This is a genomic window from Arthrobacter sp. TmtSoilC48, assembly GCF_059739425.1.
Genome location: NZ_AP046049.1, coordinates 2657736 through 2678159, shown reverse-complemented (window position 1 = coordinate 2678159; position 20424 = coordinate 2657736). Strand labels below are relative to the sequence as shown.

Annotated in this window: 17 protein-coding genes; 12 read left to right on the top strand and 5 right to left on the bottom strand. The window is 61.1% G+C overall.

The window, feature by feature from the left end; all coding sequences use genetic code 11:
* Positions 1–85: 85 nt before the first annotated feature.
* From AC6I97_RS12605 to AC6I97_RS12590, 4 genes are read left to right on the top strand one after another with little or no spacing between them, the layout of a single operon-like run.
* Positions 86–676 (top strand): hypothetical protein, encoded by a 591-nt coding sequence (locus AC6I97_RS12605; protein ID WP_224090361.1) that lies wholly within the window; start codon positions 86–88, stop codon positions 674–676.
* Positions 677–678: 2 nt separating this feature from the next.
* Positions 679–1344, top strand: coding sequence for a YveK family protein (locus AC6I97_RS12600; RefSeq protein WP_224090362.1), 666 nt, complete (start codon positions 679–681; stop codon positions 1342–1344).
* 2 nt (positions 1345–1346) lie between these two features.
* Positions 1347–2771, top strand: coding sequence for an O-antigen ligase family protein (locus AC6I97_RS12595; RefSeq protein WP_497945026.1), 1425 nt, complete (start codon positions 1347–1349; stop codon positions 2769–2771).
* Positions 2752–3912: a glycosyltransferase family 4 protein gene (locus AC6I97_RS12590; RefSeq protein ID WP_497945025.1), complete on the top strand. Its 1161-nt coding sequence runs from the start codon at positions 2752–2754 to the stop codon at positions 3910–3912. The genes AC6I97_RS12595 and AC6I97_RS12590 overlap by 20 nt, the downstream gene beginning before the upstream one ends.
* A gap of 49 nt (positions 3913–3961) precedes the next feature.
* On the opposite strand, the gene AC6I97_RS12585 is transcribed toward AC6I97_RS12590, so the two are convergent.
* Positions 3962–6586, bottom strand: a complete 2625-nt coding sequence (locus AC6I97_RS12585; RefSeq protein WP_497945024.1) for a WecB/TagA/CpsF family glycosyltransferase — start codon at positions 6584–6586, stop codon at positions 3962–3964.
* Positions 6587–7017: 431 nt separating this feature from the next.
* Between AC6I97_RS12585 and AC6I97_RS12580 the strand changes: the two genes are divergently transcribed.
* Entirely contained in the window at positions 7018–7878 is an 861-nt protein-coding gene (locus AC6I97_RS12580) for a glycosyltransferase (protein WP_497945023.1), read from the top strand.
* On the opposite strand, the gene AC6I97_RS12575 is transcribed toward AC6I97_RS12580, so the two are convergent.
* Positions 7870–9279 carry a sugar nucleotide-binding protein gene (locus tag AC6I97_RS12575; protein ID WP_497945022.1) on the bottom strand — a complete coding sequence of 470 codons (1410 nt, stop codon included), beginning with the start codon at positions 9277–9279 and terminating at the stop codon, positions 7870–7872. The two genes, AC6I97_RS12580 and AC6I97_RS12575, sit on opposite strands and share 9 nt — an antisense overlap.
* A gap of 2 nt (positions 9280–9281) precedes the next feature.
* Positions 9282–10280, bottom strand: coding sequence for a dTDP-glucose 4,6-dehydratase (gene rfbB / locus AC6I97_RS12570; protein WP_309926064.1), 999 nt, complete (start codon positions 10278–10280; stop codon positions 9282–9284).
* Positions 10281–10334: 54 nt separating this feature from the next.
* Between rfbB and rfbA the strand changes: the two genes are divergently transcribed.
* The gene (gene rfbA / locus AC6I97_RS12565) at positions 10335–11201 is read left to right on the top strand and encodes a glucose-1-phosphate thymidylyltransferase RfbA (protein WP_224164413.1); all 867 of its coding nucleotides are present in this window, start codon (positions 10335–10337) and stop codon (positions 11199–11201) included.
* A gap of 12 nt (positions 11202–11213) precedes the next feature.
* Here the strand turns inward: rfbA and AC6I97_RS12560 are convergent, their stop codons facing one another.
* Positions 11214–12146 carry an aldo/keto reductase gene (locus AC6I97_RS12560; protein WP_309926061.1) on the bottom strand — a complete coding sequence of 311 codons (933 nt, stop codon included), beginning with the start codon at positions 12144–12146 and terminating at the stop codon, positions 11214–11216.
* 51 nt (positions 12147–12197) lie between these two features.
* On the opposite strand from AC6I97_RS12560, the gene AC6I97_RS12555 reads away from it, so the two are divergent.
* Both AC6I97_RS12555 and mshC read left to right on the top strand, forming a co-directional pair.
* Complete coding sequence (locus tag AC6I97_RS12555; RefSeq protein WP_224090379.1) at positions 12198–13031, top strand: undecaprenyl-diphosphate phosphatase; 834 nt, start codon at positions 12198–12200, stop codon at positions 13029–13031.
* 15 nt (positions 13032–13046) lie between these two features.
* Entirely contained in the window at positions 13047–14324 is a 1278-nt protein-coding gene (mshC, locus tag AC6I97_RS12550) for a cysteine--1-D-myo-inosityl 2-amino-2-deoxy-alpha-D-glucopyranoside ligase (protein WP_497945021.1), read from the top strand.
* A 30-nt stretch (positions 14325–14354) separates the two neighbouring features.
* Here the strand turns inward: mshC and AC6I97_RS12545 are convergent, their stop codons facing one another.
* The gene (locus AC6I97_RS12545; protein ID WP_497945020.1) at positions 14355–15260 is read right to left on the bottom strand and encodes a PAC2 family protein; all 906 of its coding nucleotides are present in this window, start codon (positions 15258–15260) and stop codon (positions 14355–14357) included.
* Positions 15261–15382: 122 nt separating this feature from the next.
* On the opposite strand from AC6I97_RS12545, the gene AC6I97_RS12540 reads away from it, so the two are divergent.
* From AC6I97_RS12540 to arc, 4 genes are all read left to right on the top strand, one after another.
* Positions 15383–16102: an HAD family hydrolase gene (locus AC6I97_RS12540; protein WP_497945019.1), complete on the top strand. Its 720-nt coding sequence runs from the start codon at positions 15383–15385 to the stop codon at positions 16100–16102.
* Positions 16103–17266 carry a site-2 protease family protein gene (locus AC6I97_RS12535; protein WP_224090382.1) on the top strand — a complete coding sequence of 388 codons (1164 nt, stop codon included), beginning with the start codon at positions 16103–16105 and terminating at the stop codon, positions 17264–17266. It begins immediately after the preceding gene.
* A gap of 119 nt (positions 17267–17385) precedes the next feature.
* Positions 17386–18474: a tRNA (adenine-N1)-methyltransferase gene (locus AC6I97_RS12530; RefSeq protein ID WP_497945018.1), complete on the top strand. Its 1089-nt coding sequence runs from the start codon at positions 17386–17388 to the stop codon at positions 18472–18474.
* A 96-nt stretch (positions 18475–18570) separates the two neighbouring features.
* Complete coding sequence (gene arc, locus AC6I97_RS12525; protein WP_497945017.1) at positions 18571–20382, top strand: proteasome ATPase; 1812 nt, start codon at positions 18571–18573, stop codon at positions 20380–20382.
* Positions 20383–20424: the final 42 nt, after the last annotated feature.

Below are 20424 nucleotides of genomic sequence, written 5' to 3'. Positions count from 1 at the left end.
CGGCCTGATCATGACGCTTGTGTTGTGCTTTCAGGTCCAACAGAACACTCCCGAGAAATTCAAAGCGCAAGCAAGCCTCGTGTTGATGCCATCCGCACACAGTGTTGGCGCAGACGGTAATCCGTACCTGAACCTCGGCGGGATGGGTGAGGCGCTGGACATCCTCACGCGCCGGCTCTCGGCTGAGGACATCCGCCACAAGATCGCGGAGGACTTTTCAAACGCAACATATACGGCTGAAACGGATCGAGGCACCAGCGGAGCCATCCTCCTCGTCACAGCCACGGCACCGAACCCGGAAGAATCCTTGGGCACCATGCGGGCCGTCATGGACCAAGCCCCGCTGTTGCTGGAAAACATGCAGGGCGCTTTGAACGTTCCGGAGGAGTCGCGGATCTCAACCATGACCCTTCTGGTCGACACCCGGGCCACACCGGAATCAAAGGCAAGAACCCAGATCCTCCTCGTGGCAGCAGCCGGGGGAGTAGGGCTGACCTTGGTGCTTACCGTCCTGTTGGACAGCCTGCTGAAATCACGCAAGGCCCGTCGCCACAGGGAAAAGGATTCCCGGATCCCGGAGGAGACCAAGCATAGTGTGCCGGCTACAGCGCCAGCACTCGAACCAGCGCACGACGACGTCCCGGTCACCTTGCCGGTCTCACACAGGCCCTCGTAGCCATGACGCCCAAGACACTGCTCCAGGTCCTGCGAAGGAGGTGGTACGCCGCCGTCGCTGTTCTACTGATTGGCTTCGCAGGGCTGGGGGCGATCCGGTCCCTGGATCCTGTCTATTGGACGCAGGCAGAGGTCTCGTTCGTTGCACCCACGGGCGAACCTGCCTACTGGGTTCCAGGAGGCGATGTGGCGGCGCTCGTGCCTTTTGCCGCTTTGGTGGAGAAACGCGTCAACGACGACTCCGGTTCAGTGAATTTGGTCCTGTCCCGGGGGACCCTCTACGGAGCAGGTGTGAAGCAAGGATATTCCGTAACGTTGCCCAATACCGGAGGCCAGTGGACCAAGAGCTTTTCCAGGCCGGTGCTGGCGGTTCAGGTGGTGGACTCGAGCGCGGAGCGGGTGAACGAAGTACTGTCCGTGGTCATTAAGAGGATCCAGGAGGAATCCACGTCGCTGCAGAAGGAAACCGACGTTCACGGCGCAGTGATAACCACGGTGACCACGCCGTCAAGTCCGGAGATCATCTTCGGCGGGGGTACGCCCACGGACCGCCTCAAGGGTGCCAGCGCCTGGCTCGCCCTCGCTTGCGCGGCCGCCATGGCCGCGGCCGCCACTGTTGAACGCCAGATTGCCCGGCGCCATGGGGTACGTCGAGGGGCAGGTCAGTAGATATGCGGAACACACCAGATAGTTGGGACCCGCGTGAAGTAAGCGTGGCCCGGATGGGGACGCAGCGCGAGCGCTCGGATGTCGCAACATTCGTCACCATATATCTGGTGGTCACGTGCGCCGTTCCTTCCAACCTGACGATATCGGCCTTGGGAACTGTAGGACGGTTGACTACCTTGTGGGCCCTTTTGGCACTCGTATGGTGGGTGCTCTACCAGGTGCACAGGACCAGGCCGGAGGCTGTGGGGCGCCGCCCCGTCCGTCTCGCCCTGGCCCTCTTTTTAGCTATTGCGGTAGCCAGTTACGCGGTGGCGATGCTCCACGGCCTGCCCGAAAAGGAATCCAGTCCTGCAGATGGTGGACTCATCCGTTTGCTTGCCTGGGCCGGGATTCTCCTCCTGATCCACGATGGCCTCAAGGATCGACGTGGACTGGTTACCATCATGCGAAGTGTCGTCATGATGGGAACATTCACCGCAGTCCTTGGACTTCTCCAGTTTGCTACCGGAGCGTCCCTCATCGACTGGATCACCATCCCGGGTATGTCATCGAGCCCGGACTTCTCCAACATTGACGTCAGGGGCGGATTTGTCCGGGCAGCCGCCATGGCGTCCCACCCGCTTGAGTACGGAGTTGTACTTTCGACCTCATTTCCCATCGCTTTGACCTTGGCACTGACACAGACCACCAGGAACTGGCTACTGCGGTGGTTACCGGTCATCGCTATCGCCGTTGCATCCGTGTTGTCCGTCTCCCGTTCCGCATTGATCGCGGTCGCCATCGCCTTCGTTATCCTCATCCCTGCATGGTCCAAGTCCATGCGGCGTCGGGCCTATCTGGCATCAATAGGCCTCGTCGGGGCCATCTATGTCGTCACTCCTGGACTGCTTGGCACGCTTCGGGGACTGTTCACGGTCGGGGGCGACGACACAAGCATTACTTCCAGGACCAACGGGTACTCCACGGCCTTGGGCATGTTGGAAAACAATCCCCTTATTGGGCGGGCGTTTGGAACGTTCCTGCCCGAGTACATCATCGTCGACAACCAGTATTTGGGACTGCTTGTGGAACTGGGAGTTCTTGGACTGGCCATGTTTCTGGCCCTCATCGTCAGTGGGCTAACGTGCGCTTGGCGCGCGCGGCACCTGGCAGTGGACAACGACATGCGTCAATTGAGCCAGGCAGTCCTTGCGTCCCTGGCAGCCGTAGCTGTCACTTTTGCTTTTTTCGACGGGCTCTCATTTCCCATGGCCGCCGCGATGTTGTTCCTCATGCTTGGACTCGCAGGGGCCTTGTGGCGCATCGTGCAGGACGAACGGGGAGGCCTGCTTGCGGGAAGGCTGCATGCGCTGCCCGCCGGAAAGACTGCTGTCTTTGGATTACTGCGCCCGCATCGAGACGGAGTTGATGATGGTTCGAACAGATGAGGTCTTCCGCGGAGATGCGCCGAGAATCCTCCTCGTCAAGACCAGGGGACGCTCGACCGTGGAGCGGGCGGAACGGCAGCGCCGGGAGTCCTCCGGCGCAGAGCCGCGCAGTCTCCTGTTTGAAAAAACCCTGAACTGCGACGTCCTCGATGAAAACACCGTTCAACACACAGCCGGCCTCCGGGCACACGTTTACAAGCGCCTGCCGGCCTTTGCCGCCCAAGCCTTCGAAGCCGCACGGCTCAGCAGCTCCTACGATGTCATTATTACGTGGTCTGAACGGCATTCAGTTGCCGTCGCGGCACTGTTCGCCATCCTCCGGATCAAGACTCCGCATTTAGCCATGATGTTCTGGCTTTCAAAACCGGCAGTTCGATGGCCTCTCAGGCTTTTCCGGACCGGTATAGACAGAATCGTGACATGGAGCTCCATCCAGCAGACCGTGGCGGTTGAAAGCATTGGGTTTAAGCCCGAGGACGTAGTCCTCGTTCGCCATCCCGTGGACTTGGAATTCTTCAAGCCAGTCGATACCGAGCGTGGGATCATCTTCTCGGCGGGCTCCACCCAACGGGACTTTCCAACCTTCGCAGACGCAGTCCGGGGATTGGACGTGCCCGTTCATATAGCCGCCTCCCTGGTGGTTGCCCTTGACGGATACAAGATCATCACGCGGGACGTTCGTGATGAACCGGGCTGGCCAGAGAACTGTCAGGTCCGGCCACTGACGTCCATTGAGCTGCGAGACGCGTATGCCGCCGCCAAGGTGGTGGTTGTTCCGCTGTTGCCCACCGACATTGACGCAGGCGTGAACGTCATCCTGGAGGGCATGGCCATGGGAAGACCTGTCATTGTCTCTGAAACCCAAGGCCAGGTGGACGTTATCCGTGACGGCGACACCGGAGTATTCGTGCCAGCAAAAGATTCCCAGGCCCTCAGGAGCCGCATAGAGTCTTTCCTGGCCGACCCGGAAGCTGCGGAGGAAATGGGGCGGCGTGGTCGCGCCTACGTGGAGCAAAACCACCGTTTGGAAGACTTCATAGATCATGTCAGGAGCAATGTGCTCGAGTTGTCGGCGCGGCCGAGCCGAAGAAGCTTTTGGTCCCGGAGAAGCGGCGTACCCCTAGGGTCCGCCCAGCACTAGCTGGGGCTGCAAGACAATCCCACCCGCCTGGACCCCGCCCACAGGGGTTCTACTGCCTGCTGCTCTCATCGCGTTCCCAGGACGCGCCCGCTCTCCCCGTCAAGAATGCTCCACACCGGCCAATAACAGCGAAAGCTGCATATACGAGTGCATCGAAGGCACTGACCGGCCCGCGTACTGAAACGGCCAGCTCCTGCAAAGTCCGCGCCGTCGAGGAGGCTGCGCCGGATGACATCGACAGAGGGCCCCGTGAGGGTGTTTGTTGGTGGTTACCGCGGTAGGTACGCCGAAGAATCGCAAGCAATGCCCTCGATGAGCGGGGCGTCCTCACGACAACCGGGTCTGTCGCCAGAACCGCCTTTTCGCCTGGCTGGAACAAGCAGTCCACGTAGTAGTCGTCGCCGGTCAGAGCTGGAAATTCTCCGAGCCGTTCATGTCCTTTCGCGTTCATTGCGTAGACTCCGGCCCCCCACAGTCCCTGCGCGTTTCCAGGAATCCGGTTCCGGGCCCTGTAATAAGCCCTGACCAATGCGGAGGCTCCGCTCGTGTCGTAGCGGAAGGCCGGCCGCGCAGCCAGAAGGGGCCCGGCCTCAAGGGCCTTGAAAACGGCGTGCAGGGCCTCGGAGTTGAGCTCCACATCAGCATCCAGGTACAGGCGCGGCCACAGTTCCGTAGCACCGTCCGCGGCGTTCAGTGCTGCTGTCTTGGACGCTTCGTTAACGTGCAGGACCTTAATGCCCCGATATTGCGAGGCAATGGATTCCGTCTCATCGGTGCAGCCATTGCACGCCACGATGACGTCTACAGTTCCGGCATTTATGACTTCCTTCAAAGAATCCAGTGTCCGGCCAATCACTTTTCCCTCATTGTGCGCCGGGATGATGACGGCGCCGGTTGGAAGGCCCTTCGAAAAATCAGGGAATCGGGTGGCATGAGGCAACGTCTGCCATAGCCGTTTCCTCAAAAGGGCCCGCGCTGCTTCCCGGTGGCCAGGTTTGTTTATTCGTGCCATCTCAGCGGCGCAAACAGCGGCCCGGAAGAGCGCAGCCCTGCTTCGCCCGAGATGTTTGGCTGCATAGCGAACACGATTCACGGACAGAAGCGCCGTCAGCTGGGGCGTCGTACCCGAACCGCCGCCTTCATGAAACATCCTTGCTGTCGGCTCGAACCAGATCGATTTCCCTGCTTCACGGATTCGGTGGCAATAATCTGTCTCTTCCGAGTACAGGAAGAATTGCTCGTCCCATTCACCAACGGCCTGGGCTGCGTCATCGCTTATCAGCAGAGCCGCGCCTGTGGCCCATTCGATGCGGTGAGCGTATTGGTAGCCCTCCACGTCGAAGTCCATTTCCGAGAGCCAGGCCGGCCGACGGCGCAGATGGCTGCCCAGTGCGGCATCGCCCAGGGCCCGCATCACGCTCGGCTCCCGGCGCAGCGAGGGGTAAACACTGCCATCGCTTTCCAGCAGGACCGGCACAACTGCCCCAGCGTGGGACTGCCTCATTCTTTTGCGCAACGCTGCTACTGCGCCCGGCTCCACCCGCAGATCCGGATTCAAGATGAGGTAGGCGTCGGCGGGGCCCGCCACGCGCATCGCCGCGTTGATGCCACCGGCGTAGCCGAGATTTCCGCCCGTCCGCAAAGAGATGATATCCGAATGCTTCGTCAGCTCTGTCATGGTGCGGTCATCAGGAGAATTGTCGGCCACCACTACTTTCATGGTTTGCTCGCCCGTCATGGCCCTCAGGCTCGAAACCAGGGGCCCGACGTCGTCGGCGTTGTTATAGGTAACAACTATGGCGGCCACCTCCGCCCTCGCCTCAGCCGGGAGGAAGGGCTGCGGGGCCTGGTTGCTGATCGGGGCAGGGGAGATTATCGGATCCTCCGGCTTCCGGCCCACGGGCAGTGCGGTGGGAGGGACGTCCACAGCGCTGACCTGACGCAATTTCAGGTAGGCCTCGGGTCCATCTATCAGGTACCGGCGGGCAAGCCTGCGCGGCTCCAGCATGAGTCGCCAAGCCCACTCAAACCCGTGGGAACTGATCCAGGATGGGGCGCGCCGGATTCGACCAGCCAGGAAATCGACAACAGCACCGAACGCCAGCAGAATCTTGGCTCCCGTGAGGCGACCATACTTGCTGACCCACAATTCCTGGCGAGGCTTGCCCATGCCCACCACCAGGATGTCCGGAGCCGTGTCCGCTATCTGCGCGGCGAGTTCCAACGAAGCCTGCTCATCGCTGATCACGGACCTGTCCGGGGCCCACCAGCCTGCGATCGCCAAATCCGGACGTTCCGCTGCGAACCTGCTGCGGATAAGCCCCTGGGCCTGCTCCGTGCCACCGAGGAATCCCACGCTCAGGCCGCGGCGTTCGGCTTCGTCCAGCAAGGGCTCCACAAGATCGCTTCCTGCCAGCCGCGGCCACGGCTGATCCGTGAGACGACGGGCTTCGGCAACCAGCGGGGCTCCATCCAACAGCGTCAACCACTCCACGGACGCGTGCTCAGCCATGGCGCCCATCCACCTGCTTCCGGCCCCAAAGTGCAGGATATGGTCCAGGTTCGCAGAACAAACGCCAAGAGGTGACGCGCCAACCGACGTTGCCCGGTCCATAATTTCCCGCAGGGCGCCGTCAAACTCCAAGAGCTTGACGGGAACTCCGCCCAGGCTCACCCACAGGCCCTGCCCGGCTGGGGAAACGGTTGGTGGTCGGGTACTGTGCCCTCTGGCTTCCCCCGGCCGGAGTCGCATCGAACTGTGGCGGGTGGCGACCCGGGAGGGCGCAGTCTCTTGGTGCAGCATTCTCGGCTCCAGGCTCGATGATCCAACTCACGGCACAAAAATGTGCCGGCGATCCAAGTCGCTGCACTTCCCGGATCGCCGATGCCGGACGGCGGGTGCCGCCCGAACTTACTTCCTTGAGTTGTCTCCCGGCCCTACTGTTTCGAGGCTGCCGTAGGGCTACTTTAGGACGATTTGCCTGCGTGCACCAGAGCGCGCATCTTGCGTTGTGCGGCATCAGGGTATTGCCTGCCGGCCTCTGTCGGGAGAGGATGCGTTGTGTCGACACCAAGGGACCAACCCTGACCACGTAGAGGACGGACATGGGCAGCGAGATCACAGACTGTTTGGGGGGCCTGGCAACGCATTTTGTTCTCACACGCTTCAATGTCCGCAGCTTTTATCACAAGGCAGAGCCCACGGACGCATGGCTTCGCGAGCGCCTTCAACTGTTTGAAATGTACTGCATCCCGTGCTTCCGAAATCAAACGGAAACCCGGTTTACCTGGCTGGTTTTCCTTGACTCCCTGTCGCCATTATGGTTGCGGCAGGAGATTGACAAATTATCCCAAGGCGTCTTTCGGGCTGTTTACGTTGAGGGTGCCTTCTCGCAGGAATTCCTGAGCCGGACAATTGGCCAACTTAGTGCCACGCCCTACGTCATTACCACACGGGTAGACAACGACGACGCAGTAGCAAACGACTTTATTGAGACAATTCAAAGTTGCTTCAGGGAACAGGACAAAACGTTCGTTAATCTGGTGAACGGTGCGCAGTATGCCGGGCGGAAAGTTTACGTCCGCCCGTACACGATGAATCCATTTTCGAGCTTGATAGAGCGGGTTGCGAACCACGCTCCGGCCACGGTGTTCGTTGAACACCATTACCGGATCGATGCCTATGCCCCCGTCCTGAATGCGCGGACTGCACACCCGATGTGGTTGCAGGTGATCCACGGCGGTAACGTCCTCAACGAGGTTGTGGGCCTGCGGACGAGTGCCCGACGCATTGCCCCGCACTTTTCTGTTTCCCTCGATGTGGATGATCGCTTCGTCAGCCGCAGCGTGGACAGGATCCTGGGCGCTTGGAGAATTCTCCTGCGGCTGCTCCGAAAGCCATCGCGGCTTAGGGACCTGGCCAAGACCCTCGTAGCGCGGAAAGCGGGAGGCTTCGTCTCAAAGTAGCGTTCCGGACCGCAGATATGCTTCCAACCGGGAATGCGACATGGACGGACTGAAGCCCGTTCCCTTTATTTTCGAAAGGTCCAGGACGCTGCTGCCTGGACGCGGCGCCATCCCGGGTTTTGCGTATTCGGACGTGCTGATGGTGCTAATTTTCCCAGGATCCACACCACAGAGGCGATAGACCTCCTGCGCAATTTCCGCCCAGGACTGCGGCTCGCCGTCGCTGGTGAGGTTGTACGTTCCGTAAGGTGCCTGTTGCGTGATCAGGTGCCTGATGCCTGCGGCAATATCAGAAGCAAACGTCAGCCGCCCCCATTGGTCACCCACCACTGCGGGTGCTACGCCTTTTGCGGCCAGCCCAGCCATGGTGCGGACGAAGTTGCGGCCCTCGCCCACTACCCAACTGCTCCGCACAATGTAGTGCCGCGGCACCGCAGCAACGGCAGCGTCTCCGGCCGCTTTACTTTGCCCGTAGACACCCAGGGGAGTGGGCGCCTCGTCCTCCCGATGCACAGCGGCGGTACCGTCGAACACATAGTCGCTGGATACATGGACAAGCGTCAGTGAATGTTCGACGGCGGTCCTGGCCAGGCGGGACACTGCGGCTGCGTTGATGCTCCAGGCGGCAGTGCGGCCTTCCGCTGTCTCCGCGGCATCGACTCCCGTGAAAGCTGCGGCGTTGATGACGGTGGAATACTTGCGCCAATCGGTGGCGAGATAGGAATTCTCTGCCGAGATATCGAACTCGGCCCGCCCTGCGAAGTCCACCGTCGGGTCGCCGTCGAACTCCTCTCTGAGCGCCTTCCCCAATTGGCCGTCCGCACCGAGTACCAACGTCCGCCTGGATTGCATGGGAGCCACATCGCCCAATCGTGGATGGGTCCGGTCCTGGTCAGACACCACGGCCTCCTCCAGCGGGATGGGCCATGGTAAACCGACGTCTTCGTCGGCAAGATTGAGGAACGTGTAGTCGGCCTGCGCTGCGGCACTCCAATGATCGTTGACCAGGTAGGTGTAGGCGGTGTTGTCCTCGAGTGTCTGGAAGGCGTTGCCCACGCCCCGGGGAACAAAAATGGCTTCCATGGGGGACATCTCTGCGTGGAAAACCCTGCCAAAAGTCGGGCCCTGACGCAGGTCCACCCACGCACCAAAGATCCGCCCTGAGGCGAGCGAGATGAACTTGTCCCACGGTTCGGCGTGGATACCCCGGGTAGTCCCGCGTTTGGCATTGAAGGAGATGTTGTTCTGCACCGGCCCAAAGTCGGGGAGGCCCAAAGCCATCATCTTGCGACGGTGCCAGTTCTCTTTGAACCATCCCCGGTGGTCCCCGTGGACCGGCAGCCCGAAAAGCACCAGCCCGGGGATCGGTGTACTACGGGATGTCAATTCAGCGGGTCCCATGGTTAGTGGCCTTGGCCTGCGTATTTGGTCTCGGTCGCAGCTTTTTGCGGCCGCCACCAAGCTTCGTTGTCCTGGTACCAGCGGACGGTGTCAGCCAGGCCGGCGTCGAAATCTGCAAACCGGGGGACCCAGCCAAGTTCCTTTCGAAGCTTGCTGGAATCGATCGCGTATCGAAGATCGTGACCGGGCCTGTCAGTCACCAGATCGTAGGCTTCTGAAGGCTGTCCCATTTGCCGAAGCAGCTTCTCCACGACGTCCCGGTTGGACTGCTCACCATCAGCGCCGATCAGGTACGTTTCTCCAATCCGCCCACGCTCCAGGATTGCCGCCACGGCCGCGGAGTGGTCCTCCACATGGATCCAGTCCCGTACATTGTGGCCGTTGCCGTAGAGGCGGGGACGGTTGCCATCCAGGATGTTGGTGATCTGTCGCGGAATGAATTTCTCCACGTGCTGATAGGGCCCATAGTTGTTGGAGCAGTTGCTGATGGTCGCCTTGAGGCCGAAGGAACGGACCCATGCCCTGACCAGCAGGTCTGAACCGGCTTTGGTTGCCGAGTAGGGGCTCGTGGGCCGATAGACCGAGGACTCGGTGAAACGCTCCGGATCTTCCAGGGCCAAATCCCCATACACCTCATCTGTGGATATGTGGTGGAAGCGGGTATTGTGCTTCCGCGCCGCTTCGATGAGCGTGAATGTACCTACGAGGTTCGTGTCCACGAACGGCCGGGGGTCCTGCAGTGAATTGTCGTTGTGTGATTCGGCAGCAAAATGGACCACGGCGTCAACGGCTGCCGTCATGCGGTCTACCAGCGGGGCATCGCAGATATCGCCCTGGACGAATTCGAAGCGTTCAGGAGGCAGCCCCGCGAGGGACTCGATGTTCCCCGCATAGGTGAGTTTGTCCAGGGCCGTGACATGGAGGCGTGAGTGCTCCATGATGTAGTGGATAAAGTTGCATCCAATGAATCCGGCCCCGCCGGTGACAAGGATTCTCTGCATGGCCATAGCGTAGCCGCCAATTGCGGCTATGTGCAGCGGGAAGGGACAGCTAATATGCGCGGCATCGTTCTTGCAGGCGGCACGGGCTCCCGGCTTCACCCAATAACGCTTGGAATCAGCAAGCAATTAGTCCCTGTATTCGACAAACCCATGATTTATTATCCGCTGTGCACGCTGATGCTTGCCGGCATTCGGGACATTCTGGTGATTACTACGCCCACGGATGCGCCACAGTTCGAGAACTTACTGGGCGACGGTTCCCAATTCGGCATAAACCTCACATATGCACAACAACCCACTCCTGATGGATTGGCCCAGGCATTCATCCTGGGGGAGCGGCATATTGGCAGCGGTAAAGTAGCGCTCATCCTGGGGGACAACATCTTCAACGGTCCCGGGATGGGTAACCAATTCCGCAAGTACGCGGACGTTGAAGGAGGCGCGATTTTCGGTTACTGGGTCAAGGATCCGAGTGCTTACGGCGTGGTGGAATTCGACGACGACGGGCTGGCCGTTTCCATCGAAGAAAAGCCAACGTCCCCAAAGAGCAACTACGCGGTCCCGGGCCTGTACTTCTACGACAACGACGTCGTCGCCATGGCAAAGGACCTCAAACCCTCGCCTCGAGGGGAACTGGAGATCACGGATATCAACCGGCAATACATGGAGCTCGGCAGGCTCCACGTGCAAAAATTTCCGCGCGGGACTGCCTGGCTGGATACGGGAACCTTCAGCGACCTCAACGACGCGTCAAACTATGTCCGCACCACCGAGAACCGGCAAGGCCTGAAGATTGGAGCGCCGGAGGAAGTGGCCTGGCGGATGGGATACCTGAACGACGACGAACTCCGCCAGCAGGCTTCCAAGCTCGCCAAGAGCGGCTACGGCAGTTACCTGCTGGATATCCTCGACCGCCAATAACGACCTTGAGGACTATACAGCCGAGACGTCTTCCAAAGCGCGCGAGATCTCGGCCGGGAGAACCGTCAACTGGGCATCCAGCAATTCCTTGAGCTGGACGGCGTTCCGGGCTCCCACGATCGCCGTGGCAACGCCGGGACGCGAAAGCAACCAACTCAGGGATACGTCCAGTGGTGATCGGCCCAAACCCCGCGCGGCCATGGCGACGGCCTCCACCACCCGTGATGCCTTCGGTTCAAGGTAGGTCTCAACGTACGCAGCAAGTCTGCTCTGCGCAGCCCGGGAATCAGCAGGAATCTGGCCCCGGTACTTTCCGCTCAAGACACCACGGCCCAGGGGAGCCCAGGCCATCAGGCCGAGCCCGGCATCCTCCACGGCGGGAATGAGCTCTTCCTCCGGCTTTCGCTGCACCAGGGAATATTCGGATTGGTTGGCTACCAGCGTGAAACCAGCGACCGCCGCCGCTTTGGCTGTCTGCCACCCGTTGTAGTTGGAAATTCCCACATAGCGGGCACGTCCCGTCCTCTGCGCGAGCTCCAACGCTGACAGAGTCTCGTCCAAGGGCACATTCGGGTCCCACTCGTGAACGAACCAGATATCGAGGTAATCGGTTCCAAGCCTTGCCAGGCTGGCGTCCAACGCCGACAACAGGGCACCCCGCGATGCATTGATGCTGCGCCTGGATTCCGACGACGAGACGCCGGCTTTGGTGGATATCACGACTTCGGAACGAGCCACGACATCGCCCAACATGGAGCCCAACATCGCCTCAGCCTGGCCTTGTGCATACGATGCAGCGGTGTCGATGACGGTGCCGCCTGCGTCCACGAAGGCGTGGAGCAACTCGGCAGCGTCCTGCTCATCCGTCTCCTGCGCCCAGGACATTGTTCCGAGGGACAAAGAGGAGACACGGAACCCGCTGTTCCCGACATAACGCTGCTGCATGCTGATAGCTTACGGGGAGTTCCCAGTCTTCATGACGTAGGGTCTATTCACGTGAACTGGATAGAAGCAGCCTTGCTGGGCCTGGTGCAGGGCCTCACCGAATTCCTCCCGATCTCCTCAAGCGCACACCTGCGGATCGTGGGCTCATTCCTTCCGAATGCGGCCGATCCCGGAGCCGCCTTCACGGCCATCACCCAACTGGGTACGGAGACGGCGGTCATCGTCTATTTCTGGCGCGACATCGTGCGGATCATTGGGGCCTGGTTCAGGTCCCTGAGTGGAAAAGTCCCACGGAATGATCCGGACGCCCGAATGGGATGGCTGGTGATCCTGGGCAGCCTTCCCATCATCGTGCTCGGGTTGTTGTTCCAGGACCAGATCGAGTCGGTCCTGCGGAGCATGTGGATAGTCGCCACCATGCTCATTGTCTTTGGCATGATCCTGGCGGTTGCCGACGCCGTTGGCCGGCAGGAACGGGATCTCACGGAGCTCAGCTACAAGCACGGCATCCTGTACGGTTTTGCCCAGGCAATGGCCCTTATTCCCGGCGTATCGCGGTCCGGCGGAACCATCACTGCCGGGTTGCTGATGGGGTACACGCGTGAAGCTGCGGCCCGCTACTCGTTCCTCCTCGCCATTCCAGCGGTTTTCGGCAGCGGCCTGTACCAGCTCTACAAAACGGTTTCCAAGGAGGGCCTGGCCGGTCCCTACGGCCTCCCGGAAACGGCGCTGGCCACAGTCATCGCTTTCGTGGTGGGCTACGTGATCATTGGTTGGTTCCTTAAGTTCGTCTCCACACGCAGTTACAGGCTCTTTGTCTGGTACCGCATTCTTTTGGGCCTGGCCTTGTATGTCCTGCTCGGTTTCAATGTGATCAGCGCCTAGCACTAAGGTTGAGTCGTGAAATCGTGGACTTCCCGCCCTGTTCCTGAGCTGCCCGGCAGTATGCCCCAACTACGCCTCTTCGACACCGCCCTCGGCCGCGTCGTGGAGATTGAGCCGCAGCCGGAACAATCGATGTACGTCTGCGGTATTACGCCCTACGACGCCACCCATATGGGACACGCCGCAAGCTACGTGGCCTTCGACCTCCTCAACCGGGCCTGGCGCGATGCCGGGATCCCGGTGGCCTACGTTCAGAACGTTACGGACATCGATGACCCGCTGCTTGAGCGCGCCACCGCCACCGGCGTGGACTGGCGTGAACTGGCGCAGAGCCAGATTGAACTGTTCCACACGGATATGGACGCCCTCAACGTCCTTGCTCCAAACCACTACATCGGCGCGGTCGAAGCCATTCCGGACATTGTGCCCGCCATCGAGCGGCTTATTGCCGACGGCGTCGCCTACCGCGTACAAGGCACAGACGGCGAACCCGACGGCGATGTCTACTACGACGTCGAAATGGCCGGCAAACGATCCGACGCCACGGATGCATGGAATCTGGGCGATGTTTCAGGCCTCGGCGAAGCGGAAATGCTTGCCCTCTTTGCAGAGCGTGGGGGCGATCCGGACAGGGCAGGCAAACGCCAGGCGCTCGATCCCTTGCTCTGGCGCGTAGCACGTGAAGGCGAACCCAGCTGGCCGGGGGCCACCCTGGGCGACGGCCGTCCCGGTTGGCACATCGAGTGTACGGTTATCGCGCAGAAATACCTGCCCGCACCATTCACCGTGCAGGGTGGCGGCTCGGATCTCATCTTCCCCCACCACGAAATGGGAGCCGGACACGCGTACTCGCTGGCAGGCGTTCCGCTCGCCAAGCATTATGCCCACGCCGGCATGGTGGGCCTTGACGGGGAAAAGATGAGCAAGTCCAAGGGCAACCTGGTGCTTGTCTCCAAGCTCCGCGCCGCTGGAGAAGAACCAGCCGCAATCCGCCTTGCAATCCTCGCCCACCACTACCGCTCGGACTGGTCGTGGACTGAGGCGGACTTTGCGGCAGCAAAGGATCGGCTGGCCCGATGGCGCAATGCCCGTGACGTTGCCCCCGCCGGTTCGGCCGCAACACTCGTTGAGGCCATGCGCCTGGAATTGGCCAATGACCTCAACGCTCCCGGAGCCATTGCCGCCGTCGATCGCTGGGCTGACGAGGCATTGCGGCAGAACGCACCAATGTCCGGGATCGACGCCGCCCTTATGGGCGATGCCGTAGACGCCCTGCTCGGGGTGGAGCTTTAAGGCTGGTCCTGCTTTAGGGCCGGTCCTGCGTTAGGGCCGGTCCTTTCCGCGTCGCTTGAGGTAGCGCTCGAATTCGCGTGCAATAGATTCGCCCGATGCTTCCGGGAGGTCCGCGGTGTCCTTGGCTTCCTCCAGCTGCCGCACGTAGGCGGCAATCTCAGGATCTTCAGTGGCGAGCTCATCGACGCCCCGTTCCCAAGCCTCTGACTCTTCTGCCAGTGCCTGGCTGTCCAAGGGAACCTGGAGCAGGTCTTCGATCTTGTGAAGGATGGCCAGCTGGGCTTTGGGCGATGGCGGCTGTGCGACATAGTGGGGGACGGCTGCCCACAGGGAAACGGTTGGCAGCCCCGCCAGCATGGCGAACTCGGCCAGGACGCCAACAATTCCCACGGGTCCCTCATATTGGGAAGCTTCCAGATTCAGCCGTTCCCGCAGCGAACTGTCTTCCGTGGTGGTGCTTACCGGAATTGGCCGGCTGTGGGGAACATCAGCCAGCAGCGCACCGACAAGAATGACCGAGTCCACCTTCAGTGCTTCCGCATGGACCAGGAGTTCTGTGGTGTATGCCCGCCAACGGTACGAAGGTTCGGTGCCAAGAACAAAAACCACGTCCACATTGCTGTCCGGAACCGACGCTTTGTAGATCCGCGTTGAGGGCCACTTGACCTTCCGCGCACCCGAGGACGTGCGGCGCACGGTGGGCCGGGTGAACTGGAAGTCGTAGTACTCCTCGGCGTCTACCGTGGCAACCTTCTTGCCGTCCCAGACTTTGTTCAAGTAGTGCAGCGCATCGCTGGCGGCCTCACCGGCGTCGTTCCAGCCTTCAAACGCGCCGATCATTACGGTGACGCGTTGGCCTTCCGCGGGTTCCTTAAGGAAACGCTCGGGCTCCGCGGTGATGTCCTGTCCTTCGGGGGTCCCGTCCACACTGTTCATCCACTCACCCTACGTCCAAGACCCTTGTGGATGCATGGCATTTCACCCCGGAGCGTGTCCTGTATTCGCCCACAGCGCAAGCCCGGCCGGAAGCGCCCCGCGTTCCACGTAGACTTGAAACCATGCCTTCGTCATCCGTTCAGCCCCTCCTCAAAGCCGTGCTCTGGGATATGGATGGCACCCTTGTGGACACTGAGCCTTACTGGATCGCCGCCGAGCGCGCACTCGTGGAGGCGCACGGCGGGACATGGTCGCACCGGCAGGCCATGCAGTTGGTGGGTCAGTCCCTGCTGCACTCTGCCGCGGTGCTGCAAGCCGCAGGAGTCCGCCTTGAAGCCCGGGAAATCGTGGATACCCTCAGCGCACAGGTGATCATGCACGTCCGCAATGAAGTTCCGTGGCGCCCGGGAGCACGCGAACTGCTGGACGAATTGCACCAGGCAGGCGTCCGTTGCGCCCTGGTCACCATGTCCGAGGGCCCACTGGCCGGCGTTATCGTCGAAAGCCTTGCCAAGCCCTACTTCGAATTCCTGGTAACGGGAGACACCGTCACCAACGGCAAACCCCATCCGGAGGCCTACCTCACGGCTGTGGAACGGCTCCGCCTCGATGACCCGTCGCTGACCATCGATCACTGTGTTGCGTTGGAAGATTCCATTCCGGGCGCTACGGCTGCCCTGGCATCGGGCGTACTGACAGTGGGCATTCCCCACCAGGTTCCGTTGCCCGAGTATCCGGGCATGGTCATGTGGGAGACCCTGGTGGGCCGGACCGCAGAGGACGTCAGCCAGCTGATTGCCGACCGCGTCGCACAGGGAAACCTGTTTGAAGGGGCAAACTAGGTGAGCAGCTCCTCCACGCCCCATCATGCTGCCATCAAAAAGGACGGCATTCCATTGGGGAAAATCGCGGGAATCCGCGTGTATCTCGCTTACTCGTGGTTCGTTATCGCCGGCTTCACGATCATCGTCTATGGGCCCGCCCTGCTGGTTCGCATGCCCAACCTGGGCATTTGGGCCTACTTTGTTGCCCTCGGTTATGCCTTGCTGCTCGCGCTCTCCGTCCTGGTCCACGAGCTTGCCCATGCGCTCAGTGCCAAAGCGTTCAACTGGCCAACGGAAAAGATTGTCCTGAACCTGTGGGGCGGGCACACCCAGTTCGAGAGCTTCACCGCGTCCCCTGGACGCTCTGTCATCGTCGCCCTTGCCGGACCGGTGTCGAACTTTATCCTGGCCGGCGGCATGTGGGCTGTCCTAAGTTCAGGCGTCCTCGGTGGCGTCGCGGAAATCCTGGCAAACATCCTGATGTGGGCCAACCTTCTTATTGGCATCTTCAACGTTCTTCCCGGTTTGCCATTGGATGGCGGCCGGTTGGTGGAGTCGGCGGTATGGAAGGCCACGGGCAGCCAGGACAAGGGGACCATAGCCGCAGGATGGTCAGGCCGCGTCATCGTCGCCGCACTTGTCATTTGGTTCATCGGGGTGCCGCTCCTCAGCGGAGCACCCCTGGACATCAGCCTCATGCTTATCACCGTCCTCGTCTGTGGCTTCCTGTGGATGGGCGCATCGAGCTCAATCAACCACGCAAAGCTCCGCAGCCGCCTTTACCTCGTGAGCGCGGCCGGGCTCGCGGAGCCGGCAGTGGGCCTGCCGAACGCGGCCAGTGTGGCAGACGTCCTGGCGGTGTCCCCGGCAGGGAGTCCCGCCGTCGTGATTTGCGGACCCGACGGAAAACCGCAGGGAGTGGTGGATCCGGGGGCAGCTGCCGCGGTCCCTCCCGAGGCGGTAGCGACGACGCCGGTCACCGCCGTAGCGCACGCCCTCGCTGCCGGCGCCTACGTCCCGGAATGGTCCAAGGGCCAGGAGCTGATCCAGTATCTGGCGCGGCTGGAAGGCGGCGAATACGCTGTGGTGGACCACAACGGAACCGTGACCGGGCTGCTCCGCCAGCAGGCAGTAGTGACAGCGATAACAGGTAAAGAAGCCCGGGGCAGCGGGCGCGCCTAACGCCCTTGCCGGTAGAGTTACGAGCCGGTCCATAAAACAAACAAAACAAACCATCCTTTTCGGCGCCCATACGGCAGCAACACATGGCGGCGCAACCGCCCAGGAGCGAGGAACACCACATGAGCAGCGAAACCGCCGCGGCTGAGACAAGCGCAGGCACTGTCACGGGCGCGGACACAGGCATCAACAAGCCAGCCACTGACTCGGCCACGCAACCAACCGGGGCAGCCCGCCGCCGTGGGCCGTTCCGCGTGGGCGAGCGGGTGCAGCTCACCGATGAGCGTGGCCGGATGAACACCATCACGCTTGAAGTGGGGGGAGCTTTTCATACCCACCGCGGTTTCCTGAACCACGATGAAATCATCGGCAAGGTTGATGGTTCGGTAGTCAGCAACAATATCGGGCAGCAGTACCAAACGCTGCGTCCCTTGCTTTCGGACTTCGTCCTGTCCATGCCTCGTGGCGCTGCGGTCGTCTATCCGAAGGACGCGGGCCAGATTGTCACGATGGCCGATATCTTCCCGGGTGCCCGGGTTGTTGAAGCCGGCGTGGGCTCCGGCGCGCTTTCCATTTCCCTGCTCCGTGCAGTCGGTGACGGCGGCTATCTCCATTCCTTTGAGCGCCGCGAAGAATTCGCCGATATCGCCCGGGGGAACGTCGAGACGATTTTCGGTGGCCCGCACCCCGCTTGGCAGATCTCCCTTGGTGACTTCCAGGAAGAAGTGGTCCGTGCCGAGGCGCCCGGCTCCGTAGATCGCGTAGTGCTGGACATGCTTGCTCCCTGGGAGTGCCTTGACGCCGTGGCAACGGTCCTGGCCCCAGGTGGCGTCTGGATCAATTACGTCGCAACGGTGACACAGCTTTCCCGCACCGCCGAGGCCATCAGGGCCGACGGACGTTTCACTGAACCTGATGCCTGGGAATCCATGGTGCGCGGCTGGCACCTTGAAGGACTCGCAGTACGCCCGGACCACCGCATGGTGGCCCATACGGGATTCCTCCTGGTCACCAGGCGGCTCGCCGACGGCGTCACTGGAATCTCCGTCAAGCGGCGCCCGTCCAAGACCGACTTCAGCGAGGAAGACCTGAACGCATGGACTCCGGGAGCGGTAGGGGAGCGTGCCGTTTCGGACAAGAAACTCCGCCGTGCCGCACGTGACGCCATCGCCGGAACCAATGTCCAGGACGACCCCCCGGTCACAAACTGAAAAGGTCACAATAGGGTCCGCATTCCGGATGTCACCAAGCACCCTGAGCTTTTCGGGACTAAGGTCTTGTTAAGCGCAGGAAGGGGCTGATGAATCGTGGATACGTCGAACAACAACGACATTGGACGGCCGACGCCGGAGGAAGCTAACGCCGCTGCTGAAGAGGCAGCAAACCGGAGGCTTGCCGCCATCCAGCCGGCCGACCCATCCAGTGAATTGACCGTGGCCGAACGCCAGATCAACATCCTTCGGGACAAGCTTCGCCACATCGACCGCCAGCTTGCCGCCGCCACCCAGAACAACAGCAAGCTCGTCAGCATGCTAGAAACGGCGAAGGGCGAGATCCTTCGTTTGAAGGGTGCCTTGGAGCAGGAAGGGCAGCCGCCTTACAGCTTCGGAACGGTGGTACAGATCAACCCCCGCAGGCAGCCGGGCCCGGGATCTTCCGGGCAGGCGGCAACGGAGGAATCCGTGGACATTTTCAATGCCGGCCGCAAGATGCGTGTTGGCATCAGCCCGCTGGTAAATGTCAACCAACTCGCAGTTGGCCAGGAAGTCCTTTTGAATGAGGCCCTGCTGGTGGTTGCCGGGCTCGGCTACGAACGGGCGGGTGAACTCGTTACGCTCAAGGAGATGCTGGGCAAGGACCGTGCGTTGGTAGTTGGCCGCGCCGACGAGGAACGCGTAGTCCGCCTTTCAGGAGCGTTGCAAAGCGTGCACCTGAAGGTAGGAGATGCGCTGTCGCTGGATTCGCGCACCGGCTATGCGCTGGAAAAAGTCCCGCGCGCTGAGGTGGAGAACCTTGTCCTGGAAGAAGTCCCGGACATCACCTACCAGGACATCGGCGGCCTTGGTCCCCAGATCGAACAGATCCGCGATGCTGTTGAACTCCCGTTCCTGCATCCGGACCTGTACCGGGAACACGGGCTCAAGGCGCCCAAGGGAATCCTTCTCTACGGTCCGCCGGGTTGCGGCAAGACCCTCATCGCCAAGGCCGTGGCCAATTCCCTGGCTGCCCGTGCCGCTGAGCGCGCAGGCAACACGGACCTCAAGAGCTACTTCCTCAACATCAAGGGTCCTGAGCTCCTGGATAAGTACGTTGGCGAGACCGAACGGCACATCCGGCTGATCTTCTCCCGTGCCCGCGAAAAAGCGTCCGATGGCAGCCCCGTGGTGGTTTTCTTCGACGAAATGGATTCGCTGTTCCGTACGCGTGGAACCGGCGTGTCTTCCGACGTCGAAACCACCATCGTCCCGCAGCTGCTCAGCGAGATTGATGGCGTGGAGCGTTTGGACAATGTGATCGTCATTGGTGCCTCAAACCGCGAGGACATGATCGATCCCGCGATCCTCCGGCCGGGCCGCCTTGACGTAAAGGTCAAGATCCAGCGACCCGATGCCGAAGCTGCTGCAGACATCTTTGGCAAGTACATCACCACTGACCTTCCCTTCCATGCACAGGATCTGGCGGAGTATGGCGGAGACGTCCAAGCTACTGTCGACGCCATGATCCAGCGCACCGTGGAGGCAATGTATTCCACCGAGAAGTCGAACGAATACCTTGAAGTCACGTACGCCAACGGTGATACGGAAATGCTCTACTTCAAGGATTTCAACTCAGGCGCCGTGGTTCAGAACGTCGTGGACAGGGCTAAGAAGTACGCGATCAAGGATCTGCTGACCAACCATCAGAAGGGTCTGAGGATCGATCACCTGCTGCGTGCAGTGGTGGACGAATTCCGGGAACACGAGGACATGCCGAACACCACGAACCCTGACGACTGGGCAAGAATCTCAGGGAAGAAGGGCGAACGGATCACGTACATCCGTACGATCGTGCAAGGCAAGGCAGGCCAGGAACCCGGCAAGTCGATCGAGACTACAGCCAACACGGGTCAGTACCTGTGACGGCCAAAACCGAGGGTGTGCCCGCGGAAAGGTTGCCTGTAG